The sequence below is a fragment of the Paracidovorax wautersii genome, from assembly GCF_031453675.1.
GTDB lineage: Bacteria > Pseudomonadota > Gammaproteobacteria > Burkholderiales > Burkholderiaceae_C > Paracidovorax.
Window position 1 is genome coordinate 1210335 of sequence record NZ_JAVIZX010000001.1, and the last position, 23101, is coordinate 1233435.

20 protein-coding genes are annotated in these 23101 nt (G+C 70.7%); 14 read left to right on the forward strand and 6 right to left on the reverse strand.

Annotated elements, in window-relative coordinates:
- Window positions 1-42 precede the first annotated feature (42 nt).
- Window positions 43-1278 (reverse strand): LysM peptidoglycan-binding domain-containing protein, encoded by a 1236-nt coding sequence (locus tag QE399_RS05630; RefSeq protein ID WP_309826940.1) that lies wholly within the window; start codon window positions 1276-1278, stop codon window positions 43-45.
- 181 nt (window positions 1279-1459) lie between these two features.
- Here QE399_RS05630 and def point away from each other — a divergent pair, with 181 nt between their 5' ends.
- The 6 genes from def to QE399_RS05660 all read left to right on the forward strand — a co-directional run bounded on the left by def (window position 1460) and on the right by QE399_RS05660 (window position 6115).
- Window positions 1460-1972: a peptide deformylase gene (def, locus tag QE399_RS05635; protein ID WP_309826942.1), complete on the forward strand. Its 513-nt coding sequence runs from the start codon at window positions 1460-1462 to the stop codon at window positions 1970-1972.
- Entirely contained in the window at window positions 1969-2520 is a 552-nt protein-coding gene (locus QE399_RS05640) for a hypothetical protein (protein ID WP_309826943.1), read from the forward strand. The genes def and QE399_RS05640 overlap by 4 nt, the downstream gene beginning before the upstream one ends.
- 36 nt (window positions 2521-2556) lie before the next feature.
- Window positions 2557-3606, forward strand: coding sequence for a methionyl-tRNA formyltransferase (gene fmt, locus QE399_RS05645; RefSeq protein WP_309826945.1), 1050 nt, complete (start codon window positions 2557-2559; stop codon window positions 3604-3606).
- Window positions 3603-4448 carry an AzlC family ABC transporter permease gene (locus QE399_RS05650; RefSeq protein WP_309826946.1) on the forward strand — a complete coding sequence of 282 codons (846 nt, stop codon included), beginning with the start codon at window positions 3603-3605 and terminating at the stop codon, window positions 4446-4448. The genes fmt and QE399_RS05650 overlap by 4 nt, the downstream gene beginning before the upstream one ends.
- Window positions 4445-4780, forward strand: a complete 336-nt coding sequence (locus tag QE399_RS05655; protein ID WP_309826948.1) for an AzlD domain-containing protein — start codon at window positions 4445-4447, stop codon at window positions 4778-4780. Before QE399_RS05650 ends, QE399_RS05655 begins: the two co-directional genes overlap by 4 nt.
- 141 nt (window positions 4781-4921) lie before the next feature.
- Window positions 4922-6115: a phosphoglycerate kinase gene (locus tag QE399_RS05660; protein WP_309826950.1), complete on the forward strand. Its 1194-nt coding sequence runs from the start codon at window positions 4922-4924 to the stop codon at window positions 6113-6115.
- A gap of 149 nt (window positions 6116-6264) precedes the next feature.
- Here the strand turns inward: QE399_RS05660 and QE399_RS05665 are convergent, their stop codons facing one another.
- Together QE399_RS05665 and QE399_RS05670 are read right to left on the reverse strand one after the other, a co-directional pair.
- Window positions 6265-6900: a YbhB/YbcL family Raf kinase inhibitor-like protein gene (locus QE399_RS05665; protein WP_309826952.1), complete on the reverse strand. Its 636-nt coding sequence runs from the start codon at window positions 6898-6900 to the stop codon at window positions 6265-6267.
- Between the two features lie 169 nt (window positions 6901-7069).
- Complete coding sequence (locus tag QE399_RS05670) at window positions 7070-7951, reverse strand: DMT family transporter (protein ID WP_309826953.1); 882 nt, start codon at window positions 7949-7951, stop codon at window positions 7070-7072.
- A 91-nt stretch (window positions 7952-8042) separates the two neighbouring features.
- Between QE399_RS05670 and pyrF the strand changes: the two genes are divergently transcribed.
- From pyrF to QE399_RS05690, 4 genes are all read left to right on the forward strand, one after another.
- The gene (gene pyrF, locus QE399_RS05675) at window positions 8043-8867 is read left to right on the forward strand and encodes an orotidine-5'-phosphate decarboxylase (protein WP_309826955.1); all 825 of its coding nucleotides are present in this window, start codon (window positions 8043-8045) and stop codon (window positions 8865-8867) included.
- A 17-nt stretch (window positions 8868-8884) separates the two neighbouring features.
- A complete protein-coding gene (locus tag QE399_RS05680) occupies window positions 8885-9781 on the forward strand; it encodes a LysR family transcriptional regulator (RefSeq protein ID WP_309826957.1) in 897 nt (298 codons plus the stop codon).
- Window positions 9782-10191: 410 nt separating this feature from the next.
- Window positions 10192-11181 carry a Bug family tripartite tricarboxylate transporter substrate binding protein gene (locus tag QE399_RS05685; protein WP_309826958.1) on the forward strand — a complete coding sequence of 330 codons (990 nt, stop codon included), beginning with the start codon at window positions 10192-10194 and terminating at the stop codon, window positions 11179-11181.
- On the forward strand, window positions 11178-12161 hold the full coding sequence (locus QE399_RS05690; RefSeq protein WP_309826959.1) for a M14 family metallopeptidase: 984 nt from the start codon (window positions 11178-11180) through the stop codon (window positions 12159-12161). Before QE399_RS05685 ends, QE399_RS05690 begins: the two co-directional genes overlap by 4 nt.
- A gap of 222 nt (window positions 12162-12383) precedes the next feature.
- On the opposite strand, the gene QE399_RS05695 is transcribed toward QE399_RS05690, so the two are convergent.
- On the reverse strand, window positions 12384-13322 hold the full coding sequence (locus QE399_RS05695) for an EamA family transporter (protein WP_309826960.1): 939 nt from the start codon (window positions 13320-13322) through the stop codon (window positions 12384-12386).
- A gap of 321 nt (window positions 13323-13643) precedes the next feature.
- On the opposite strand from QE399_RS05695, the gene QE399_RS05700 reads away from it, so the two are divergent.
- Window positions 13644-15620 (forward strand): methyl-accepting chemotaxis protein, encoded by a 1977-nt coding sequence (locus QE399_RS05700; protein ID WP_309826961.1) that lies wholly within the window; start codon window positions 13644-13646, stop codon window positions 15618-15620.
- Between the two features lie 45 nt (window positions 15621-15665).
- On the opposite strand, the gene uvrA is transcribed toward QE399_RS05700, so the two are convergent.
- The gene (uvrA, locus tag QE399_RS05705) at window positions 15666-18734 is read right to left on the reverse strand and encodes an excinuclease ABC subunit UvrA (protein WP_309826962.1); all 3069 of its coding nucleotides are present in this window, start codon (window positions 18732-18734) and stop codon (window positions 15666-15668) included.
- A 358-nt stretch (window positions 18735-19092) separates the two neighbouring features.
- Here uvrA and QE399_RS05710 point away from each other — a divergent pair, with 358 nt between their 5' ends.
- Both QE399_RS05710 and ssb read left to right on the forward strand, forming a co-directional pair.
- Window positions 19093-20283: an MFS transporter gene (locus QE399_RS05710; RefSeq protein WP_309831947.1), complete on the forward strand. Its 1191-nt coding sequence runs from the start codon at window positions 19093-19095 to the stop codon at window positions 20281-20283.
- Between the two features lie 154 nt (window positions 20284-20437).
- The gene (gene ssb, locus QE399_RS05715; protein WP_309826963.1) at window positions 20438-21013 is read left to right on the forward strand and encodes a single-stranded DNA-binding protein; all 576 of its coding nucleotides are present in this window, start codon (window positions 20438-20440) and stop codon (window positions 21011-21013) included.
- 314 nt (window positions 21014-21327) lie between these two features.
- On the opposite strand, the gene QE399_RS05720 is transcribed toward ssb, so the two are convergent.
- Window positions 21328-22215, reverse strand: a complete 888-nt coding sequence (locus QE399_RS05720) for a LysR family transcriptional regulator (RefSeq protein ID WP_309826964.1) — start codon at window positions 22213-22215, stop codon at window positions 21328-21330.
- Window positions 22216-22673: 458 nt separating this feature from the next.
- On the opposite strand from QE399_RS05720, the gene QE399_RS05725 reads away from it, so the two are divergent.
- Window positions 22674-23030: a serine/threonine protein kinase gene (locus QE399_RS05725; RefSeq protein ID WP_309826966.1), complete on the forward strand. Its 357-nt coding sequence runs from the start codon at window positions 22674-22676 to the stop codon at window positions 23028-23030.
- Window positions 23031-23101: the final 71 nt, after the last annotated feature.

Consider the following 23101-nt stretch of genomic DNA (forward strand, 5'->3'; position numbering starts at 1 on the left):
CAGCCGGCGGCGCGCTCCGGCCGCGGCTGCCGCGGCGCGGGGTTACTGAGGGGTGACCAGCCGGTCGCCCACGCGCACGCCGTTCTCGACCTGCAGCAGGAGCACGTAGGAGACGCGGTCGAAGGTGCGAAAGACCATGGCCGTGCCGTTGGCCTCGCTGGGCAGCTTGACCACGGCGCCGGGCTCGCCGGTCTTGTCCTTCACGCGGTCGCCCTGCGTGAGCACCGTCAGCACGTGGCCCGACTCGATGCCGTCGCGCGTGCCCTTGTTGATGGCGACCACCTGGTTCTGCGCCGCGTAGCGCACGGCCGTGCTGCCGTAGATGGACACCACGCGGGCATCCACCGCGAACTGCGGGGAACGGGGCGTGTAGTTGTTGTAGCCGCGCTCGGGCGCCGGCAGCAGGCGGTCGCCGGCGCGGATCTCTTCCTTGGCGCGGCTCAGGTCGACCGTGGCGGGCACGACGTCGATGGTGCTGCCGCCCTTGCCGTCCGGCGTGGTTTCGGTCGTCTGGCTGCGCACCAGTTCGGCCCGGCCCACGTACTGGGCCTCGTAGCCGAGGATCTCGCCGGAGGCGGGGTCCTTCAAGGGCACGGCGCTGCGGAACACACGGTATTGGCGCGGCACGCCCGGGGCCAGCACCAGCGGGCGCTCCTGCGGGCCCAGGGCGTAGGCGCGGTCGCCGCTGGCCATCAGCACGCGCTCGTCGGTGGTGGCGACGATGCGCGGTGCCTGGGACAGCGACAGTTCGTCCACCACCAGCGGCTCGACCAGGAAGGGTTCGATCAGGTGGGGCTGGAGCGTCGGCAGCGCGGTATCGGCCAGGCTGTCGTAGCGCGTGCGGGGCGATACGCGCACCGTCTCGGTGGGCTCGGCCGAGCCGCCCGCCGGCCGGGTGCGCAGGCGCGCATAGCCGTCGGACTTCTCCAGGTACAGCGTCTGGCCGGGGAAGATCAGATGCGGGTTGGGAATCGTCTGCAGGTTCATGCCCCACAGCTCAGGCCAGCGCCAGGGGCGCTGCAGGAACATGCCCGAGATGCCCCACAGCGTATCGCCGCGGCGCACCACGTAGGTGTCGGGCGCAGTGGGGGACAGCTCCTGCAGCGGCACGCCGCGCGACGCGACCTGCTGGGCCGTGGAGCGCTGGTCGGCCGTGACGGGGTAGTTCTGCGCCAGGGCAGGCAGGGCGAGCAGGGCTCCGGCCAGCAGCGCCAGTGCGCCGCGCGCGGTGTTGAGCCCCCGATCGTGGGCCGCCCTGTCGTTCGTTGTCCCAAGCATTTGCACTACGCCCCCCTCACTGGCACCGCAGCGAACGGGTGGCCCGATCGAACTGCGGCAATATGTAAAAAAGCCTGGGGGATTCTCAGCCCAAGCCCTTCTTAGGGCAACGATTATTGCGAACGCCCCCGGCGGCCCCGGTCAAAAGTGGCGAAAATAGCGACATATTCTTCCCCCGGCCATGGCAATTCTTCCCATCCTCTGTTATCCCGATCCCCGCCTGCACAAGGTCGCCCGACCCGTGGAGGCGGTGGACGACCGCGTGCGGTCCATCGTGGACGACATGCTGGCGACCATGTACGACGCGCAGGGCATCGGCCTGGCTGCCACGCAGGTGGACATCCACGAGCGCATCGTCGTCATCGACGTGTCCGAAGACCGCGACACGCCGCTGGTGCTGATCAACCCCGAGATCGCCTGGGCCAGTGACGAGAAGCAACTGGGCGACGAGGGCTGCCTCTCCGTGCCCGGCATCTACGACGGCGTGGAACGCTCCACCGCCGTGCATGTGCGCGCGCTAGACGCCCAGGGCCAGTCCCGCGTGATCGAGGCCGAAGGCCTGCTGGCCATCTGCATGCAGCACGAGATGGACCACCTGATGGGCAAGGTGTTCGTCGAGTACCTCTCCCCGCTCAAGCGCAACCGCATCAAGACCAAGCTGCAGAAACTGCAGCGCGAGGAACGCCGCGCATGAGCGTGGCAGGCGCCGAACCGGCGGGCCACCCCGGCCTCTGGCGGGGTGCCGCAGGCCGCTGCGCCCGCGTGGCGCTGGCCGCCGGCATGGCCGCGCTGCTGGCGGCCTGCATGTCTTCGCCGCTCGCCCAGCGGCCCGGGACGGACCGGTCGGCCGTGCTGGCGCAGCTGGGCCAGCCGCTGTCCGCCACCGCCCTGCCGAACGGCGGCGAGCGCCTGCTGTATTCCACCCTGCCCGCCGGCCGCGAGGTCTACCACGTCGACCTCGGACAGGACGGGCGCGTGGTGCGCACGGAGCAGGTGCTCACTTTGCGGCACTTTTCCGCCCTGAGCCAAGGCGGCTGGACGGCCCTGGATGTGCATGCGTTCTTCGGCCCGCCTTTCGAGGTGCAGCGCGTGTCCAGCTTCGAGGGTGCCGTCTGGACCTACCGGTTCATGGACGACATCAACCTGCGCCGCATGGCGCATGTCCACATCGACCCGCAAGGCATCGTCCGCAAGGTCATGTTCACGGATGAACCCCTGCCCGGCGATGACCGGGTGTTCTGAGAGCGGCAGGCGCCAACCGCGCCCGCCCGTGTTTCCATGAAGATCATTTTTGCCGGCACGCCGGAGTTCGCCCGCGTGGCCCTGGAGCGCTTGCTGCAGGCCGGCTTCACCATCCCGCTGGTGCTCACCCAGCCCGACCGCCCCGCCGGCCGGGGCATGAAGCTGCAGGCCTCGCCCGTCAAGCAGTGCGCGCTGGAGCACGGCATTCCCGTCGCCCAGCCGCGCAGCCTGCGCCTGGACGGCAAGTACCCGGAAGATGCCGCCGCCGCGCGCGAGGCTCTGGTCGCCGCCGGGGCGGATGCCATGGTGGTGGCCGCCTACGGGCTGATCCTTCCGCAGTGGGTGCTGGATCTGATGGGCACCGCACGCCCGCCCGAAGGCGCGAAGGCTCCCTCAGGGGGCGTGCGGACCCAGGGGCTGGGCTGCCTGAACATCCACGCCAGCGTGCTGCCGCGCTGGCGCGGGGCGGCGCCCATCCACCGCGCCATCGAGGCCGGGGACGCCGAAACGGGCGTGACCATCATGCAGATGGATGCCGGCCTGGACACGGGCGACATGCTGCTCGTCGAGAAGATCGCCATCGCGCCCACCGACACCACGGCCACGCTGCACGACCGGCTGGCCGCTTTGGGTGGCCGTATGGTGGTGGAGGCGCTGGAACTGGCGGCCTGCGGCGGGCTCACCGCCACGCCCCAGCCGGCCGAAGGCGTGACCTACGCGCACAAGATCGAGAAGGCCGAGAGCACCATCGACTGGGCGCTGCCGGCCGAGGCCATTGCCCGCCGCGTGCGTGCGTTCGACCCCTTCCCGGGTGCCGCCACTGCGTTCGGCACCGAAGCCATCAAGATTTGGAGCTGCGAAATTGATAGCAGCCTGTGCTCTACAGACGGGCGCTGCGGGCAGATTTTGTGCATAGACGACCACGGCATCGCCGTGGCCTGCGGCGATGCGACCGCGCTGCGCCTGACCACGCTGCAGCGCGCGGGCGGCAAGCGGCTGGCGGCGGCGGACTTTCTGCGGGGCTTCCCGCTGGCGCCGGGCCAGGTGCTGGGACAGCCGCCGGCCGCCGAAGGCGCGGCGCCATGACGCCGCCGGAGCGGCCTTTTTCAACCGAGGTCGACGTGCGCGCCTGGGCGCGCGATCCGTACGCCCGGCTGGGCGTGAAGGACATGATCGGCACCTGCCTGGGCATCGGCGCTTGGGGCCTGGTGACGGGCGTGGCCATGGTCAAAAGCGGCATGGAGGCCCCCATGGCCATCTTCATGTCGCTGCTGGTCTACGCGGGCAGCGCACAGCTGGCCGTGCTGCCGCTGCTGGCCGTGGGCGCGCCGCTGTGGGTGGTGTGGCTCACCGCCTCGTGCGTGAACCTGCGCTTCGTCATCTTCAGCAGTCTGTGGCGCAGCTACTTCCACTACCTGCCGCGCCGCCAGCGGCTGGCCGTCGCCTACTTCAGCGGCGACGTGATCTTCGTGGCGTTCATGAAGCGTTTTCCCAAGCCCGAGCCGCGGCCCGAGCAGGTGCCCTACTTCTGGGGCGCCGCGGCCGCCAACTGGGTGGCGTGGCAGGTGCCGTCGATCGCCGGGATCCTGCTGGCCAATGCCGTGCCGCTGTCGTGGGGCCTGGGCTTCGCGGGCGTGCTGGCGCTGCTGGGCGTGCTGCTGTCCATGCTGCAGGACCGCGCCACCTGGCTCGCCACGGGCGTGGCCGGCACGGCGGCCATTGCGGCCTTCGCGCTGCCGCTCAAGCTCAACATCCTGGTGGCGATCGCCGCGGCCGTGGCGGCGGGGCTGCTCATCGAGGCGGCCGACCGCCATCTGCGCCGGCCCGCCTGGCGGCTGACCACGCGCAGCCGGGCCGATGAGCCCGTGCCGGCGCCCGCGCCGCAGGAGCCGCCCGTGGCGGCACCGTCCGAGGAGCGCCGGCCATGAACTGGGACAGCGTCGAAACCGTCATCGCCATCGTCGGCCTGGCGGCGATCACATTGGTCTCGCGGGCGTTCTTCATGATTCCCGAGCGCGAGTTGCCGCTGCCCGACTGGCTCAAGCGCGGCCTCAAGTACGCGCCGCTGGCCGCGCTCACGGCCGTGATCGCGCCCGAGCTGCTGATGACGCAGGGCCGTTTCATCCACACCGTGGTCGACGCGCGCCTGCCCGCCGTGGTCTGCGCCGTGGGCTACTACTTCTGGCGCCGGGACATCCTGGGCACCATCGTTGTGGGCATGGCGATCTACCTGCCGCTGCACATCGGCCTGGGCTGGTAGCGTCCGCCAAGGCCGGCAAGTGCGGGCGGGCGGGCGCCGCTCCAGCCCAGAGGCGCGGTTACCAGTCGGTTACCACGTGCCGCCTACAATGCGGCGCAGTGTTTTCCAACCTTCCCACGCCTTCGCGGCCCCTCAGCAACCATGCACATTCTTCGCTTTTCTGACCTCTGTTCCCAAGGCAAGGCCCGTGGCCAACGCGTGTTCATCCGTGCCGATCTGAACGTGCCGCAGGACGATGCCGGCCGCATCACCGAAGACACGCGCATCCGCGCCTCGGTCCCCTGCATCCAGATGGCACTGGACGCCGGCGCCGCCGTGATGGTGACCAGCCACCTCGGCCGCCCGACCGAAGGCGCGTTCCAGCCCTCCGACTCGCTGGCCCCCGTGGCCGCGCGCCTGTCCGAGCTGCTGGGCCGCGAGGTGCCGCTGGTGGCGGACTGGGTCGACGGCGTCACGGTGCAGCCCGGCCAGGTCGTGCTGCTGGAAAACTGCCGTGTGAACAAGGGCGAGAAGAAGAACGCGCCTGAGCTGGCGAAGAAGATGGCCCAACTGTGCGACATCTACGTGAACGATGCCTTCGGCACCGCCCACCGCGCCGAGGGCACGACCTACGGCATCGCCGAGTACGCGCCCATCGCCAGCGCCGGCCCGCTGCTGTCGGCCGAGATCGACGCCATCACCAAGGCGCTGGCCCAGCCGGCCCGCCCGCTGGCCGCCATCGTGGCCGGCAGCAAGGTGTCCACCAAGCTCACCATCCTGAAGAGCCTGGCCGACAAGGTGGACCAGCTCATCGTGGGCGGCGGCATCGCCAACACCTTCATGCTGGCCGCGGGCCTCAAGATCGGCAAGAGCCTGGCCGAGCCCGATTTGCTGGACGAGGCCCGCGCCGTGATCGACGCCATGAAGGCGCGTGGCGCCGAGGTGCCGATCCCCACCGACGTGGTCGTCGCCAAGACCTTCGCCGCCGATGCGCCCGCCACCATCAAGGCCGCCAGCGACGTGGCCGATGACGACCTGATCCTGGACATCGGCCCCGAGACGGCCCAGAAGCTGGCCGCGCAGCTCAAGGCCGCCGGCACCATCGTCTGGAACGGCCCGGTGGGCGTGTTCGAGTTCGCCGCGTTCGAGAACGGCACCAAGGCCATCGCCCAGGCGATCGCCGCATCGCCCGCCTTCAGCATCGCCGGCGGCGGCGACACGCTGGCCGCCATCGCCAAGTACGGCATCGAGAAGGACGTGGGCTACATCTCCACGGGCGGCGGCGCCTTCCTGGAAGTGCTGGAAGGCAAGACGCTGCCGGCCTTCGAGATTCTGCAGAAACGCGCCAACGGCTGAGGGCCGGCGACCCGCTTTTTTCAGAGCCTTTTAGGCCTCCGGCGCTTGTCCAGCAAGCGCAGGCAGCTATCAAAACAAGAGCCCGCCGGCACCCAGTCTGCGGGCTCTTCTTCATTCGTGCACGCGCCGCTGTCGGGACGCCTGCGCCGTCAAGGCAAGGCGACGGCCGAATTCAGCGTGTACAGGCCGGTCAGGCTGGCCTGCCCCAGCACCGGTGCCTTCGCCAGCGCGGCGCGCACGTTGGCGCCGGTGAGCGGGCCGTCGACCTGCAGCGTGGGCGTGCCCAGCGCGTACACCGTGAACACGTAGTGGTGGACGATGGCGTCGTTCCACGGCGGGCAGGGGCCGTCGTAGCCGAAGTAGTCGCCGCTCATGTCCTTGTCGCCGGCGAACCAGCCCGTGTAGTCGTTGATGCCATGGCGCAGGCCCTCGGGCGCGGCGGGGCCGGGCTTGCCGCGCGGCGTGACGGCGCTGGAATGCGCACCGGCCGCGATCTCGGTGCGGCTGGCGGGAATGTCGAGCAGCAGCCAGTGGAAGAAGTCCACGCGTGGCAGGCTGGCGGGCACGGTGCGGCCTTCCTGGTTCACATCGTCGCCCTGGCTGGGCACGTCGGGGTCATGGCAGACGACGACGAAGGACTGTGTGCCGGCCGGTGCGCCACTCCAGACCAGGTGCGGATTGCGGTTGGCGGACAGCGCCACGTGCGTGGCCGCATCGGGCACGGCGAAGGCGAATTCGCCGGGAATGGCTTGGCCGTCCTGGAAGCTGTGGCTAGTGAGTTGCATGCGTGAAGGCTCCTGTGCGGTGAGGGAACAAGAAGGGAGGCAGAAAGAAACAAACGGCCCCGGCGGACCGAAAGCACTTCTTGCATTCTAGGAACCGTGCGCGGCACCGCAGGCAGCGCAGCCGATCAGATCGAGGCCAGATCCCGTCAATCTGGCGGGATATGTGCCGTCAGGCTTTCCGGCTCGGCCACAGCACCGAGGCAATGGCGGCCACCATGAGCGCCACGGCGGCCCAGTCCTGCCAGTGCAGCCGCTCGCCCAGCCACAGCGCGCCGCTGAACACGCCCAGCACCGGGATGAACATCACCGATAGCGTGGAGGCCACCGGCGGCAGCCCGCGCGCCAGGTAGAACCACGCCGGCTGCGCGAAGCCGAAGGCCAGCACGGCGTTGTAGAGCACGGCGCCCCACACGGTCGGCGTGGGCACCACCCAGCGGCTCTGCTCGAACAGCACCGAGAGAACGGCCAGCACCGCCAGGGTCTGCACCGTCATCCAGAACGACAGCGTGAGCGTGGGCACCGGAATGGCGCTGCGCCGCAGCAGCTGCGTGCCCAGGCCCCAGCCGGCCGCGGCAGACAGCATCAGCAGCACGCCGAAGGGCCGCCCGCCGAGCGCGCTCAGCTCGTGCCACAACAGCAAGAGCACGCCGCCCGCCGCCGCGGCCACGCCGGCCCAGGCGCGGGGCGCCAGGCGCTCGCCGAAACAGGCCGCGCCCAGCAGGGCCGAGAAGATGGGCATGGTGTAGCCCAGGATGGCGGCGCGGCCGCTGGAAAGTTCGGGAATGGCCAGGATGGCCAGCACATGCCACACCACCATGTTGGCCAGGCCCAGGCCGGCCAGGGGCCACCAGTAGGCCCGCGGCACGGCGAAGGGCACACGCAGGGCCACCAGCACCACGCCGAGCAGCGGCAGCCCCAGGCCCAGCACCAGCGCGCGGAAGGTGAGCGGCGGAAAGCCCGTCACGCCCAGCTTCATTACCGGCCAGTTCAGCCCCCAGACCAGGGTCAGGAGGACTAGGACGAGCAGCTGGCGGGAGGTGAGGGCGGGCATGGGCGCGCATTGTGCCGCCATGGCACGGCCCGCGCAGTCGTGCGCGGCACCTGGCCGGCGCCAGGGGGGGGCGCCTTCTACAATCCCGGCCATGACCTTCATCGACATGCTGCGCGACGCCACCACGCAGAACGCCTCCATGCTGTGCGTGGGCCTGGACCCCGAACCCACGCGCTTCCCCGCCCCGCTGCAAGGCAGCGCGCACAAGATCTACGACTTCTGCGCCGCCATCGTCGATGCCACGGCCGACCTCGCCTGCGCCTTCAAGCCGCAGATCGCCTACTTCGCCGCGCACCGCGCCGAAGACCAGCTCGAACGCCTGATGCAGCACATGCGCGCCAACGCCCCGCACGTGCCGGTGATCCTGGACGCCAAGCGCGGCGACATCGGCTCCACCGCCGAGCAGTACGCCAAGGAGGCCTTCGAGCGCTACGGCGCCGACTCGGTCACGCTGTCGCCCTTCATGGGCTTCGACTCGATCTCGCCCTACCTGGCCTACCACGGCAAGAGCGCCTTCCTGCTGTGCCGCACCTCCAACCCGGGCGGCGACGATCTGCAGGCCCGCGCGCTGGCCGACGTGCCCGGCCAGCCGCGCATGTTCGAACACATCGCCGCGCTGTCGCAGGGGCCGTGGAACACCAACGGCCAGCTGGGCCTGGTGGTGGGCGCCACGCGCCCGCAGGAGATCGAGCGCGTGCGCGAGCTCGCCCCCACGCTGCCCCTGCTGATCCCCGGCGTGGGCGCCCAGGGCGGCGACGCCGTGGCCACCGTGCGCGCCGGCCTGCGCGAGAACGGGCCGATCATCGTCAACTCCTCGCGCGCCATCCTGTATGCGTCGCAGGGCGACGACTTCGCGGCGGCCGCACGCGCCGCCGCCCTCGCCACGCGCGACACGCTGAACGCAGCCCGGGCCTGACCGCCCGGCTGCCCGCCATGCAGCTCAAGTGGCTGGAAGACTTCATCCTGCTGGCGCAGGAGCGCAGCTTCACGCGCGCGGCGGAGCTGCGCCACGTCACCCACCCGGCGTTCGGCCGGCGCATCCGCTCGCTGGAGGCCTGGGCCGGCACGCCGCTGGTCGAGCGCGGCGGCGGGCCCGTGCGGCTCACGCCCGCGGGCCAGGTGCTGCTGGACAGCGCCGAGCAGATGGCGCGCAACCTCGCGCAGTCGCATGAAGAGATGCAGGCCGTCGCCGGCCGGCAGGCGCGCACCGTCACGCTGGCCACGGGCCGCACGCTGGCGCGCACCGTGGTGGCCGACCTGCTGGTGCGCCTGCGCCCGGTGCTGGCCGACGGCGAGCTGCGCATCCTCACGCGCACCCTGGCCGAGGCCGTGGGCGAGATGCAGCGCGGCGAGGCCGACTTCTCCCTCATCTACCACCACCCCACACTGGTGGTGCCGCTGGACGCGCGCCAGTTCTCGCACCTGACGCTGGCCAGCGACCGGCTGGTGCCGCTGTCGCGTGCGGACGCCAGCGGCGCGCCGGTGTTCCGCTTCGCCGCGCAGGACGGCCCCGTGCCCTACGTGGCGTATGCCCGCACCCTGGCCCTGGGCCGGCTGGTGGAAGACCACCTGGCCAACCACCGCGCGGCGCCGCGCCTGCAGCGGCTGGTGGAATGTGATTCGCCCGATGCGCACTACGAATACGTGCTCAAGGGCCTGGGCGTGTCGTGGCTGCCGTGGTCGATGGCGCATGCCGACGTGAAGGCGGGCCGGCTGGCCGCCGCCGGCGACAAGCGCATGGAGATCCGCTTCGATGTGCGTCTGTACCGCCCCAAGCGCCGCCTGGGTGCGCTGGCCGAGACGCTCTGGACGCTGATGAGCCGGCGCTGAGAACGTGTTTACGATCTCGCAGGGGTCGCGTTGAAGCGCAATCGGGAGGAGTGGACGCTTCGTATGCGCCGCATGGGCTCGTGCCCATGCAAGCATTCGAGGCGTCCAATCGCCCGATTTCGCTCCAACCCTTCGGGCAGTGGCGTTTGCGGGCGGTCTGCGGCGTTGCGGCGCTGGTGGATAGCCGAGCTATCCACGGCGCACCGCGCCTTGCATCCCCTCCCGCAAACGCCGCTGCGCGGCCCCAGGGAGATCGTCAACACGTTCTGAGGCCGCACGCCGCGTCCTCGCTGCACTCCGGCGGCGGCTGCAACCAGGCCCAATCGGCACGGCTTCGTGCCATTTCGGCACCATGCTGCAGTGCACGCCTTCGCACAATCGGCTCCATCACCCCCCGAAGGAGCCCCCCCATGAAGACCGCCTCCCTGCCGCGCCGCGGCGCCCTGGCCCTCGCCGCCGGCGCCACGCTGCTGGCCGCTGCGCCCGCCGCATTCGCCCAGGCCCCGGCCTACCCCACCAAGCCCATCACCATCGTGGTCGGCTACCCGGCCGGCGGCAGCACCGACCTGGTGGGCCGCATGGTGGGCACCGAGCTGTCCAACCGCCTGGGCCAGCCCGTGGTGATCGAGAACCTGGGCGGCGCGGGCGGCTCCATCGGCGCGCAGAAGGTCGCCAACGCGCAGCCCGACGGCTACACGCTGCTGGTGGGCGCGAGCAATGAGCTGGCCATCACCAACCTGGTCAACAAGAAGATCAAGTACGGCATCAAGGACTTCACGGCCATCGGCATGGTGTCCTCGCAGCCCATGGTGCTGGTCGCCTCGCCCAGCGCGGGCGTGAAGACCGCCGCCGAGTTCACGCAGCTGGTCGCCAAGAACCCTGGCAAGTTCAGCTACGGCAGCTCCGGCGTGGGCACGGCGCTGCACCTGACGGGCGAGATGGTCAAGGAACAGGGCAAGCTGTTCATGACGCACATCCCCTACCGCGGCGTGGCGCCGCTCACCAACGACCTGATCGGCAACAACCTGGAGTTCGGCGTGTTCGTGCTCTCCAGCGGCCTGCCGCACATCCGCAGCGGCAAGGTGATCGCGCTGGGCACCAGCGAAGCCAAGCGCTCGGCCATCACGCCGGACATCCCCGCCCTGTCGGAGACGCCGCAGTTCAAGAACGTGGACATGACGATCTGGTTCGCGCTGATGGCCCCCGCCAACCTGCCCAAGCCCATCCACGAAAAGCTGAAGAAGGCGCTGAACGACACGCTGCAGTCGCCCGACTTCCGCAAGAAGATGGAAGCCAGCGGCTCCGTGGTGGCCTCGCCCACCGTGGACATCGACAAGTACCTGGGCAGCGAGATCGCCAAGTACCAGAAGATCGTGCAGTTCGCCAAGATCGAGGAATGATGAGCACCCACGCGCCCCTCACCTTCACCCTGCCCGCGCCGGACATCGCGCCCTGGCGCGCCGGCAACACCGGCACCGAAGGCGTCTGGAAGTTCGACAGCGGCCAACCCGGCCGCGACGTGATGATCAGCGCGCTGGTGCACGGCAACGAGCTGTGCGGCGCCTGGGCCCTCAAGGGCCTGCTGGAGGCCGGCGTGCGCCCGCAGCGCGGCACGCTCACGCTGGCGTTCTGCAACCTGGAGGCGTTCGACCGCTTCGATCCGCAGAACCACGACGCCTCGCGTTTCATCGACCAGGACATGAACCGCCAGTGGCTGGACGAGCGCATGGACGCCGGCGACAGCCGCGAACGCCGCCGCGCCGCCGCGCTGCGCCCGTTCATCGAGCGCGCCGCCTGGCTGCTGGACATCCATTCGATGCACGAGCGCGCCGCGCCGCTGCTGCTGACCGGCGTGCAGCCGCGCAACCTGCAGCTGGCCAAGGCCATGGGCGCGCCGGAACACATCGTCGTCGATGCCGGCCACAAGGACGGCGTGCGCATGCGCGACTACGGCCGCTTCGGCCTGGCCGATGCGGACGCGGGCGATTCGCGCTCGCTGCTCGTCGAATGCGGCTTCCACGGCGACGTGGGCAGCCGTGACGTGGCCTACGACCAGTGCGTGCGCTTCCTGGAAGCCGCCGGCACGCTGGACGCCGCCGACACCGCGCGCCTGCTGCCCGGCTGGCGCCAGCCCGATGCCCCGCGCCAGTGGGCGCTGGAAGTCACCGGCCCGGTCGTCGCCAAGAGCGAGCGCTTCCGCTTCACCGAGCCCTTCTCGGGTCTGGAAGTGATCGCCAAGGCCGGCACCGTCATCGGCGACAACGACGGCGAGGCGGTCGCCACGCCGTACGACGACTGCGTGCTGGTGATGCCCTCCACCCGCCAGGCCCGCGCCGGCGTGACGGTGGTGCGCTACGCGCAGCGGCGACGGATGGAGTGAAGCCCCGCCGAGCGGCTGTGCCGCTCCCGGCGGTCGCCCTTCGGGCGCGTCCAGGCCTGCGCAGGCAGGATGGGAGCCGCGGCACATAGCCCTCGCGCTTACCGCGCTGTTGCGCGGCCAGGCAGCACGGGTCTGCCTGCCAAGGGCGGCACACTGCTATACATTGAATAGCTGACCGCGCTTATTCGACGAGCGTTAGCAGGCAAAAAGACCAATATCGGGCTACCGCCGCGCCCAGCGGGGCCCCAGCACCACGCAGGCCAGCGCCGCGACCACGCAGGCGACGCCCGCCCACTGCCAGGCCGTCACCACCTCGCCCAATACCAGCAGCCCAGCCGCCAGGCCCACCACCGGCACGCCCAGGCTGAACGGCGCGACGCGGTTGGCAGGAAAGCGGGTGAGCAGGCTGGTCCACAGGCCGTAGCCGATGATGGTGGCCACCCAGCCCAGATAGGCCACGGCGCCCCAGCCCAGCAGCGGCACGCCGGCCCAGGCCTCGGCGTGCAGCCAGCGGGCGGCGTCGGCGTCGAAGAGCGCGGACAGCGCGGCGAACGGCAGGATGGGCACCAGGCTGATCCAGGCCACGAAGGCCAGCGGGTCGTAGCCCGGGGAGGACGCCTGCGCCAGCCGCGCCACGATGTTGGACACCGCCCAGGACGCGGCCGCGCCCAGGGTGAGCAGCACGCCCAGGGCCGTGACCTCGCCCGCGCTGGCAGCCGGGCCGATGAAGTTCATGGCAAAGCACGCCAGCCCCAGGGCGGCCAGCGCCATGCCCAGCACCAGCGGCCGGCCCGGCCGCTCGCGCAGGGCCGCGAAGGCGAAGAGCGCGGTGAAGAACACCTGCGTCTGCATCAGCACGCTGGCCAGTGCCGCCGTCATGCCGACGCGCAGCGCGAAGAAGCCGAAGCCGAACTGCCCCACGCCCTGGAACAGGCCGAACAGCACCAGCCAGCGCCATTGCACCCGCGGTGCCCGCACGAACAGCACCAGCGGCAAGGCGGCGCACAGGTAGCGCGCGGCCCCCAGCTGGAACGGCGTGAAGTGGCGCAGGCCCCATTTCATCGCCACGAAGTTCACGCCCCAGATGACGACGACCGCCAGCGCGGCGAGCAGATCGCGTAACCCCATCACGGCCGCCGGGGACCGGGTCGGAGCGTTCATGGGCAAGCCCTCGCCAGGCTGTGCGCAGGGCCGTGGGGCGTGGTGAGAGAGGGGCCGCGGCGCCGGCCGGTGCAAGGGGAGGAATCCATGGGAAGGTGCATCGCAGTAGGGAAAAGGCAACGCTCCGGGGCGCAGCAGCCGTCCGAGTATCCACGGCAGCGGACACCAGCGGGGCAGACAGGGCACCGTTTTCCAAACGCCGGCGCAATTGACGTACATCAAGCCCTTACTTGGCACGCATCAATACATTGCGTTACACCCTCATGGAATGCACCAACCTGGTGCCTGTGCAGGGCGCACGCATTTTGCTGAAGAACCGCCATGAACGCCCTACTCACTCGCCTCCCGCTCCTGCAGAAATTCATCATCCTCGCGCTGGTGAGCATGCTGATGAGCGTCGTCCCGATCTACCTCCATGTGAGCAGCGCGCTGGGCGACATCCGCCATGCCGCCCGCGAGGTGCAGGGCGCACCGCCGCTGCTGGCGGTCTACAAGGCCGTGCAGGTGATCCAGGTGCACCGGGGGCTTTCGGCCGGCATGCTGGGCGGTGACGAGGGCCTGGCGGCGCGCCGCCCGGCCGCGCGCGATGCGGTGGCGAAGGCCATCGAGCAGGTCACCGCCCAGCTGGCGGCGGCCGAGGCGCCCTCTGCCGAGCAGGCCGCCTGGGGCCAGGCGCGCAGCCGCTGGCAGGAGCTGGAGCAGGCCGTGGCCGCACGCTCGCTGCAGCCGGGGCAAAGCACCGCCCGGCACACGGCGCTGATCGCCGAGGTGATGCTGATCGGCGACACGCTGCGCCACCACTACGGCCTGCAGGTGGACGCGGACGACGACCGCAATGCGCTGATCCAGGCCTCGCTGGTGCACGCGCCCATGCTGGGCGAGAAGCTGGGCGTGATGCGCGCGCTGGGCTCCGGCTTCCTCGGCCGCAAGGAGGCACCGCCCGAAGGCCGCGCCACGCTGGCCGCGCTGCAGCAGCGGGTGCTGGAGCTGCGCGGCGATACCTTCCGCGGCTTCGACCGCGCGGTGCGCGACAACCCGGTGTTCCGCAGCCAGCTCACGACGCAGACGCAGGCCGTGGCCGCGCAGATCGACGCGGCCCTGCAGCTGGCGGACCAGAACGTCATCCAGGCGACCGAACTCACCCTGCCCACGCAGGAGTACTTCGACGCCTTCACCCGCACCATCGACGCGCTGAACGCCGTCAACACCGAGGCCATGAACACGCTGAACGACGCGCTGCAGGCCCACATGCAGGCGCTGCGCCAGGCCCTGGTGCTGCAGGCGCTGGTACTGCTGGCGACGGGCGCCGTGGCCATCGCGCTGATGGTGGTGTTCGTGCGCTCCATCACCGGCCCGCTGTCCCAGGCCGTGGCCCTGTCCCAGGCCGTGGCACGCGGCGACCTGTCGGGCGGGCCCATCGCCCACGGCAGCGACGAGGTGGGCCGCCTCATGGCCGCGCTGCTGCAGATGCGCGCCCAGCTCACCCAGGTGGTGGGCCGCGTGCGCAGCGGTGCCGAAGGCGTGGCCACGGCCAGCGCCGAGATCGCGCAGGGCAACACCGACCTGTCGGCCCGCACCGAGAGCCAGGCCAGCGCGCTGGAGGAGACCGCCGCGTCCATGGAGCAGATGACGGCCACCGTGCGCCAGAACGCCGACAGCGCCGCACAGGCCAGCCAGCTGGCCGCCAGCGCCAGCACCGTGGCGCTGCAGGGCGGCGAGGTGGTCACGCAGGTGGTGCAGACCATGCAGGGCATCCACGCGTCGTCCGGCAAGATCGCCGACATCATCGGCGTGATCGATTCCATCGCCTTCCAGACCAACATCCTGGCGCTGAACGCCGCCGTGGAAGCGGCCCGCGCGGGCGAGCAGGGCCGGGGCTTCGCCGTGGTGGCCGGCGAGGTGCGGGCCCTGGCCGGGCGCAGCGCCCAGGCGGCCAAGGAGATCAAGACCCTCATCACCGAGAGCGTGCAGGGCGTGGAGCAGGGCAATGCGCTGGCCGCCCGCGCCGGCAGCACCATGCAGGAGGTGGTGGACGCCGTGCGTCGGGTGACCGACATCATGGGCGAGATCAGCGCCGCCAGCCGGGAGCAGTCGCAGGGCGTGGCGCAGGTGGGCGAGGCGGTGACGCAGATGGACCAGGCCACGCAGCAGAACGCCGCCCTGGTCGAGGAAATGGCCGCCGCCGCCAGCAGCCTGCGCGGCCAGGCGCAGGAGCTGGTGTCGGTGGTGGCGGTGTTCCGGCTGGGCGCCGGCGGCGACGCATCCGCCACTACCGGCGGCACAATGCTATTGAATTAATAGCTACATGCGCTTATTGCATAAGCGCTACAGGCCTAAAACGCTCTAAACCCTCTGCTGCGCCAGATACGGCGCCAGGTAGCGTCCGGTGTGGCTGGCCGGGTTCGCCGCCACGTCCTCGGGCGTGCCCTCGGCCACCACCGTGCCGCCGCCGGCGCCGCCTTCCGGCCCCATGTCGATGACCCAGTCGGCCGTCTTGATGACGTCCAGGTTGTGCTCGATCACGACGATGGTGTTGCCCGCGTCGCGCAGCTGGTGCAGCACCTTGAGCAGCAGGTCGATGTCGGCGAAGTGCAGGCCGGTGGTGGGCTCGTCCAGGATGTAGAGGGTGCGGCCGGTGTCGCGCTTCGATAGCTCCTGCGCCAGCTTCACGCGCTGCGCCTCGCCGCCCGACAGCGTGGTCGCGCTCTGGCCCAGGCGGATGTAGGAGAGCCCCACGTCCAGCAGCGTCTGCAGCTTGCGGGCGATGGTGGGCACGTCCTGGAAGAAGGCGTGCGCGTCCTCCACCGTCAGGTCCAGGATCTGGGCGATGTTCTTGCCCTTCCACAGCACCTCCAGCGTCTCGCGGTTGTAGCGCTGGCCGTGGCAGATGTCGCAGGGCACGTACACGTCGGGCAGGAAGTGCATCTCCACCTTCACCATGCCGTCGCCCTGGCAGGCCTCGCAGCGGCCGCCGGCCACGTTGAAGGAAAAGCGCCCCGGGCCGTAGCCGCGTTCGCGGGCGGTGTTCACCTCGGCCATCAGCTCGCGGATGGGCGTGAACAGGCCGGTATAGGTGGCCGGGTTGCTGCGCGGCGTGCGGCCGATGGGGCTCTGGTCGACGTTGATGACCTTGTCGAAGTACTCGATGCCCTCGATGGCTTCGTGCTCGGCCGGCTCGTCGTGCGCGCGGTAGAGCTGGCGTGCCACCGCGGCGTACAGCGTGTCGTTGACCAGCGTGCTCTTGCCCGAGCCCGAGACGCCCGTCACGCAGGTGAGCAGCCCCACGGGAAACTCCACGCTCACGTGCTTCAGGCTGTGGCCCGTGGCGCCGATCACCCGCAGCGCCTGCAGGCGGCCCTGGGTGGCGCGGTGCTCGGCCAGGCGCTCGGCGCGGCGCTTGCTGGCGTCGGTTTCAGGGAAGCGCGGCTTGCCCTTCCTGGCCGGCTCGGGCGCGGCCTGGGGCGCCTCCAGCACCGGCAGCCACGGCGTGCGGCGGGCGGGCACGGCAATCACCTTGGCGCCCGACAGGTACTGGCCGGTGAGCGATTGCGGGTGCGCGCGCACCTCGTCGTACGTGCCCTGCGCCATCACGCGGCCGCCGTGCACGCCGGCGCCGGGGCCCATGTCGATGACATGGTCGGCGGCGCGCATCATGTCCTCGTCGTGCTCGACCACGATCACGCTGTTGCCGATGTCGCGCAGGTGCTGCAGCGTGGCGATGAGTCGGTCGTTGTCGCGCTGGTGCAGGCCGATGCTGGGCTCGTCCAGCACGTACATCACGCCCGTCAGGCCCGAGCCGATCTGGCTGGCCAGTCGGATGCGCTGGGCCTCGCCGCCCGAGAGGGTTTCTGCGCTGCGGTCCAGGCTCAGGTAGTTGAGGCCCACGTCGTTCAGGAAGGTGAGGCGCGTGGCGATCTCGCGCACCACCTTGTCGGCGATCTCGGCCTTGGCGCCGGTGAGCGTGAGCTGCTGGAACCAGCCCAGCGCCTCGGCCAGCGTGGCGCGGCTCACCTCGTAGATGGCGCGGCCCTGTTCGCCCTCGCCCACCCGCACATGGCGGGCCTCGCGGCGCAGGCGCGTGCCGTGGCAGTCGGGGCAGGGCTGGGTGCTGCGGTAGCGGGCCAGGTCCTCGCGCACGACGACCGAGTCCGTCTCGCGGTAGCGCCGCGCCATGTTGGGCAGGATGCCCTCGAACGGGTGTTTCTTGGTGACCGACTTGCCCTTGTTGGCGCCGCTGTCCAGGATGTAGCTGAAGGCGATGTCTTCCTCGCCCGAGCCGTGCAGCACGGCGTGCTGCACCCGCTCGGGCAGCGACTCGAACGGTGCCTCCACGTCGAAGCGGTAGTGCTTGGCCAGGCTCTCCAGCATGGCGAAGTAGTAGCCGTTGCGCCGGTCCCAGCCCTTGATGGCGCCGCTGGCCAGGCTGAGCGAGGGGAAGGCCACCACCCGCGCGGGGTCGAACACCTCCTGCTGGCCCAGGCCGTCGCAGGTGGGGCAGGCGCCCATGGGCGCGTTGAAGGAGAACAGGCGCGGCTCCAGCTCGGGCAGGGAGAAGCTGCAGACCGGGCAGGCGAACTTGCTGGAGAAAAGGTGCTCCTGGCCGGAGTCCATCTCCAGCGCCAGCACGCGGCCATTGCCGTCGGCCGCCTGGCCCACGCGCAGCGCGGCCTCGAAGCTCTCGGCCAGGCGTTGCTGCACGTCCGTGCGCACCTTCAGCCGGTCGATCACCACGTCGATGTCGTGCTTCTCGGTCTTCTTCAGCTGCGGCAGGCTCTCCACCTCATGGATCTGCCCGTCCACGCGAAAGCGCACGTAGCCCAGCGCCTGCATCTGCGTGAACAGCTCGGTGAATTCACCCTTTTTGTCGCGCGCCACCGGGGCCAGCACCATCAGGCGCGTGTCCTCGGGCAACGCCAGCACCGCGTCGACCATCTGGCTCACCGTCTGCGACGACAGCGGCAGGCCGTGGTCGGGACAGTACGGCGTGCCGGCGCGGGCGTAGAGCAGGCGCAGGTAGTCGTGGATCTCGGTCACCGTGCCCACGGTGGAGCGCGGGTTGTGGCTGGTGGCCTTCTGCTCGATGGAAATCGCCGGCGACAGGCCTTCGATCAGGTCCACATCGGGCTTGTCCAGCCGCCCCAGGAACTGCCGCGCATAGGCCGACAGGCTTTCCACGTAGCGGCGCTGGCCCTCGGCATACAGCGTGTCGAACGCCAGGCTCGACTTGCCCGAGCCCGACAGCCCCGTGATCACCACCAGCTGGTTGCGCGGGATGTCGAGGTCGATGTTCTTGAGGTTGTGCGTGCGCGCGCCGCGGATGCTGATGCGCGCCTGCTGGAGCGCCTGGCCCAGGTAGCGGCCGGCGGGAGCGTCAGCGGAGGGCGCGGAGGACGGATCGGTGGAAGGGTTCACGGCGGGCGCGGCTTCGTGCGGGGAAACCCACCATGATAGGGGAGCGGGTGCAATCCGGCAGGCCGTTCCGTGGCCGGCCCCTGCGGCCGCCCTGGGGCCCCAGTGGGCGCACTCATGAATTGATAGCTGCCTGCACCCGCCCTGCCTGCGCAGCGGGGCATTTTGACCCCATACGCCCCCGGACGGCCTGCACTTTCATAGGATCACATCAATGCCCGCCCACAGAGGGATGGGCGAGAATCACGCTTTGCCCGGTGGCCCGGGCACGCCCCACACGATTGCACCCATGTCTTCAGGCACCACCGTGCTGCCCCCGCCCCCCGCCGCCCCAGCGGCCGGCGCGACCGGGGCCACCACCATGACCCCGCTGGAGCGGCGCTCCAGCATCAGCCTGGCGCTCATCTTCGCGCTGCGCATGCTGGGCCTGTTTCTCGTGCTGCCCGTGTTCGCGCTGGAAGCGCGCAAGTACCCCGGCGGCGACGATCCCGCGCTGGTCGGCCTGGCCATGGGCCTGTACGGCCTCACCCAGGCCGTGTTGCAGCTGCCGCTGGGCCTGGCTTCCGACCGCTTCGGCCGCAAACGCGTGATCGTGCTCGGCCTGCTGGTGTTCGCCGCTGGCAGCCTGGTGGCCGCGCTGGCCGACACCCTCACCGGCCTGCTGATCGGCCGCGCGCTGCAGGGCGCGGGCGCCGTGTCGGCCGCCGTCACGGCCCTGCTGGCCGACCAGACCCGCGACGGCGTGCGCACCAAGGCCATGGCCCTGGTCGGCGGCAGCATCGGGCTGATGTTCGCCGTGGCGCTGGTGGCCGCGCCGCCGCTGGCCGCGCGCTTCGGCCTGTCCGGCCTGTTCGCGCTGACCTGCGCCCTGGCGCTGGCCGGCATCGCCGCCGTGCTGTGGGTGGTACCGCCCGAGCCGCCGCGCCATGCCCATGCCCCACGGGGCCGGCTGGCCGACGTGTTCGCCCATGCCGAGCTGCTGCGCCTGAACCTCGGCGTCTTCGTGCTGCACACCGTGCAGCTGTCGATGTGGGTGGCCGTGCCCGCACTGCTGGTGCAGGCCGGCCTGCCCAAGAGCGATCACTGGCACATCTACCTGCCGGCGGTGGTGCTGTCGTTCCTGATGATGGGCGGCCTGTTCTCGCTGGAGCGGGCCGGACGCCTGCGCGGTGCGTTGCTGTCGGCCATCGGCCTGGTGCTGCTTGTGCAGGCCGGACTGGGCCTGGTGACGGCCCAGGCGCTGCCGGCCAGCCTGTGGGTGCTGGGCGGCCTGATGTTCCTGTTCTTCTGCGGCTTCAATGCACTGGAAGCCAGCCAGCCCAGCCTGGTGTCGCGCACGGCCCCGGTGGCCCTGCGCGGCGCGGCCCTGGGCGCCTACAACACGCTGCAGTCGCTGGGCCTGTTCGCCGGCGGCGCGCTGGGCGGTGCCCTGGTGCGCTGGGGCGGCCCCACGGCCCTGTTCGCCACCACGACAGCGCTGTGCGCCGCGTGGCTGGCGCTGGCCTGGGGCATGCGCGCCGTTTCCCGGCAGGACGCGGCCGCCGGCCACTGATCCACGCGCGGCCGGCGGCGCGGCAGACCGCCCGCGGCCAGGGCGGATGCGGCACAATCGCTTTCCCGTTGCACCCGCAATGCGTGCGCGCCCTGCGGGGCGGCACCGGCCGTAGTGCCCCCTCCCCTCCATTCTCTACAGGCCCCTACACACCATGGCATCCGTCAACAAAGTCATCATCGTCGGCAACCTCGGGCGCGACCCCGAGATGCGCACCTTCCCCAGCGGCGACCAGGTCGCCAACGTCACCATCGCCACCACCGACCGCTGGCGCGACAAGAACACCGGCGAGAACAAGGAAGCCACCGAGTGGCACCGCATCGTGTTCAACGGCCGTCTGGCCGAGATCGTGGGCCAGTACCTGCGCAAGGGCTCCCAGGTCTATGTGGAAGGCAGCCTGCGCACCCGCAAGTGGACCGACCAGTCCGGCCAGGAAAAATTCACCACGGAAATCCGCGCCGACACCATGCAGATGCTGGGCAGCCGCCAGGGCATGGGCGGCGGCCAGGGCGGTGGCGGCGGCTATGACGACGGCGGCCAGGGCGGCGGTGGCTACGACGACGGCGGCTACGGCGGCGGCGGCAACAGCGCCCCGCCCGCACGCCGCCCGGCGCCCCAGTCGGCAGCCCCCCGGCCGGCTCCGGCTGCACGCCCTGCACCGGCCCCTGCGCCCCAGCAACCGCGCGCGGCTTCGGGGTTCGACGACATGGACGACGACATTCCGTTCTGATCGGAGCCCTTCCGCTCCGGCCCGTTGAAAAGCCTGCCAGGCTCCTGGCAGGCTTTTTTTTCGTTGCAGTGGATTCCGGTGCCGGGCCTTCCCCGACCACCGCCCATGGGTTGCGCAATACAACCGATGGCCTCAGCGAAAGACCGACGGATGGCGAACGATTCCCCGTCGGTGGACGGGCTGCGCGCTGCGTCGCGATGGATGGTGCATGCCCTGGGCTTCCTGGGCGGCGATTTCGCGGGCCCGGCCTGTCGCCGTCGGTCGTGCATCCGGCGCCGGACCTTCGGGCTGCACCGCACCGCACTGCGCCGCCGTCAGCTGGCGAATTCCGCCAACACTTCCAGCACGTGGGTGACCGCGCTGTCGGGGTCGGGCAGGTTGCGGTGGGCCACGGCCATCGGTCTCATCAGCGGGGGCGACAGCGGGCGCACCTGCAGTTGCTGCGAGCGGGGCTCATCCTCGGCCTCCTCCCGCGGAAGGATGGCGGCGCTGTGGCTGGCCGCCGCCAGGCTTTTCAGCCCGCCGGGATAGCTCAGCGTGAGGTACGGACGCGGGTTGAGGCCCGCCTGCCCGAACCACGCCGCGATCAATCCGTGCATCTGCGTGGCCGGAGCGAACGACGCCCAGCGGCGGCTGGCCAGCCATTGCGGTGTGACCTCGTCCGGGGCATCCCAGTCCGCAGGCAGCAGCACCACCATCGCGTCGTTGCGCCAGGGTACCAGCCGCACCTCTGCCATGGCGGGCTGCGGGCTGGCGACGATGCCGACGTCGAGCGTGCCGGCCTTCAGGCGCTGCAGCGTATCGGCCGAGCCCACCGCCTCCAGCCGCACCTCCACCGCCGGGTTGCGCCGGTGCAGCGCCTGCAGCATCAACGGCAGCAGGCGGGTGCTGACCCCGGCCGACACGCCCACGCGCACGACGCCCTCGCGCCCCGAAGCGCGCCGGCGCACCCGGTCCGCCAGGTCGTCGCTGGCGGCCAGCAGCTGACGGCCTTCCCGCACCAGCACTTCGCCGGCGGGTGTTAGCTCCGCCTGCCGGCGGCCACGCACCAGCAGCACCGCCTCCAGCCGCGACTCCAGCTCCTTGATGTGGAGGCTGACGGTGGGCGGCGCCAGGTGCAGCGCCTGTGCCGCGGCAGCGAAGGTGCCCAGGTCGGCAATCGCAACCAGTGTCTGCAGCTGGTCCAGGTTCAGGTTACGCATCAGTTTTTCTGACTATCTGGTTCACTTCATTCAACTTTACAGACTTTGGCGGGGCGCGGAGCATTCCGCCCATGTCGCAAGCCCCCTCTTCTGCCTCTTCTGCCTCTTCTGCCTCGTCCGCTCCACCGCTTCACCTCGATGACCCTGCCCGTGTTGAAGCGGCCACCTGTCTCACGACAACCGACCTGGGACCGCCTGCGCTGAGCGGGTGGAAGCGGTGGTGGTACGTGCTGCAAGAGGCAAGCGACCGCGCTGAGCGGCATGCGATGGCGCGCTTTCGCCAGCCGCCCGGCGGAGGCTGAAATGCTGCGATGAGCCCCTGGTTTAGGAGCATGCCGGCCCCTTCCTACCCGGCCTCACGCCGTCTGCCCACCCGATGGCGCCGTACCCCACAGGATGCTGTGAAGCCCGAGGCCAACCACCTTCCGTGGGGCCGACCAGACCACAGGAGCATCGCCATGCGCACACCGCCCGACAGCCCCCTCCACGCAACCGAACAGCCCGGCATCGACCGCAGCGACGACCCTAATGCCGAGCTACCCGAGGGCGACGACATCAACGACCGCCTGAGCGCCGAGGACGATGTGTCCGACTCGCTCAACGACGTCTCGGCCCACGCGTTCGACGACATGCCGCAGGACGGCCCGCTCAATTTCGACGACGGCACTGACATGGGCCACCCCCGCGGCAACACTACGCGCGCTGGCGGCACCTGGGAGGCCGAAGGCAGCGACAGCGGCGACCTGGCGCCGCCCGCCGAGCTGCTGTCGGACCGCAACGGCCCCAGCGACCCGGAAGGGCGCCGCCAACGCTGAGCGAACGCAGAGGCCGGTGCGCTCGCGCGCGCTCCGGCTTTTTTTGCGCGCCGGCCCGCCCTTGTAGGAGC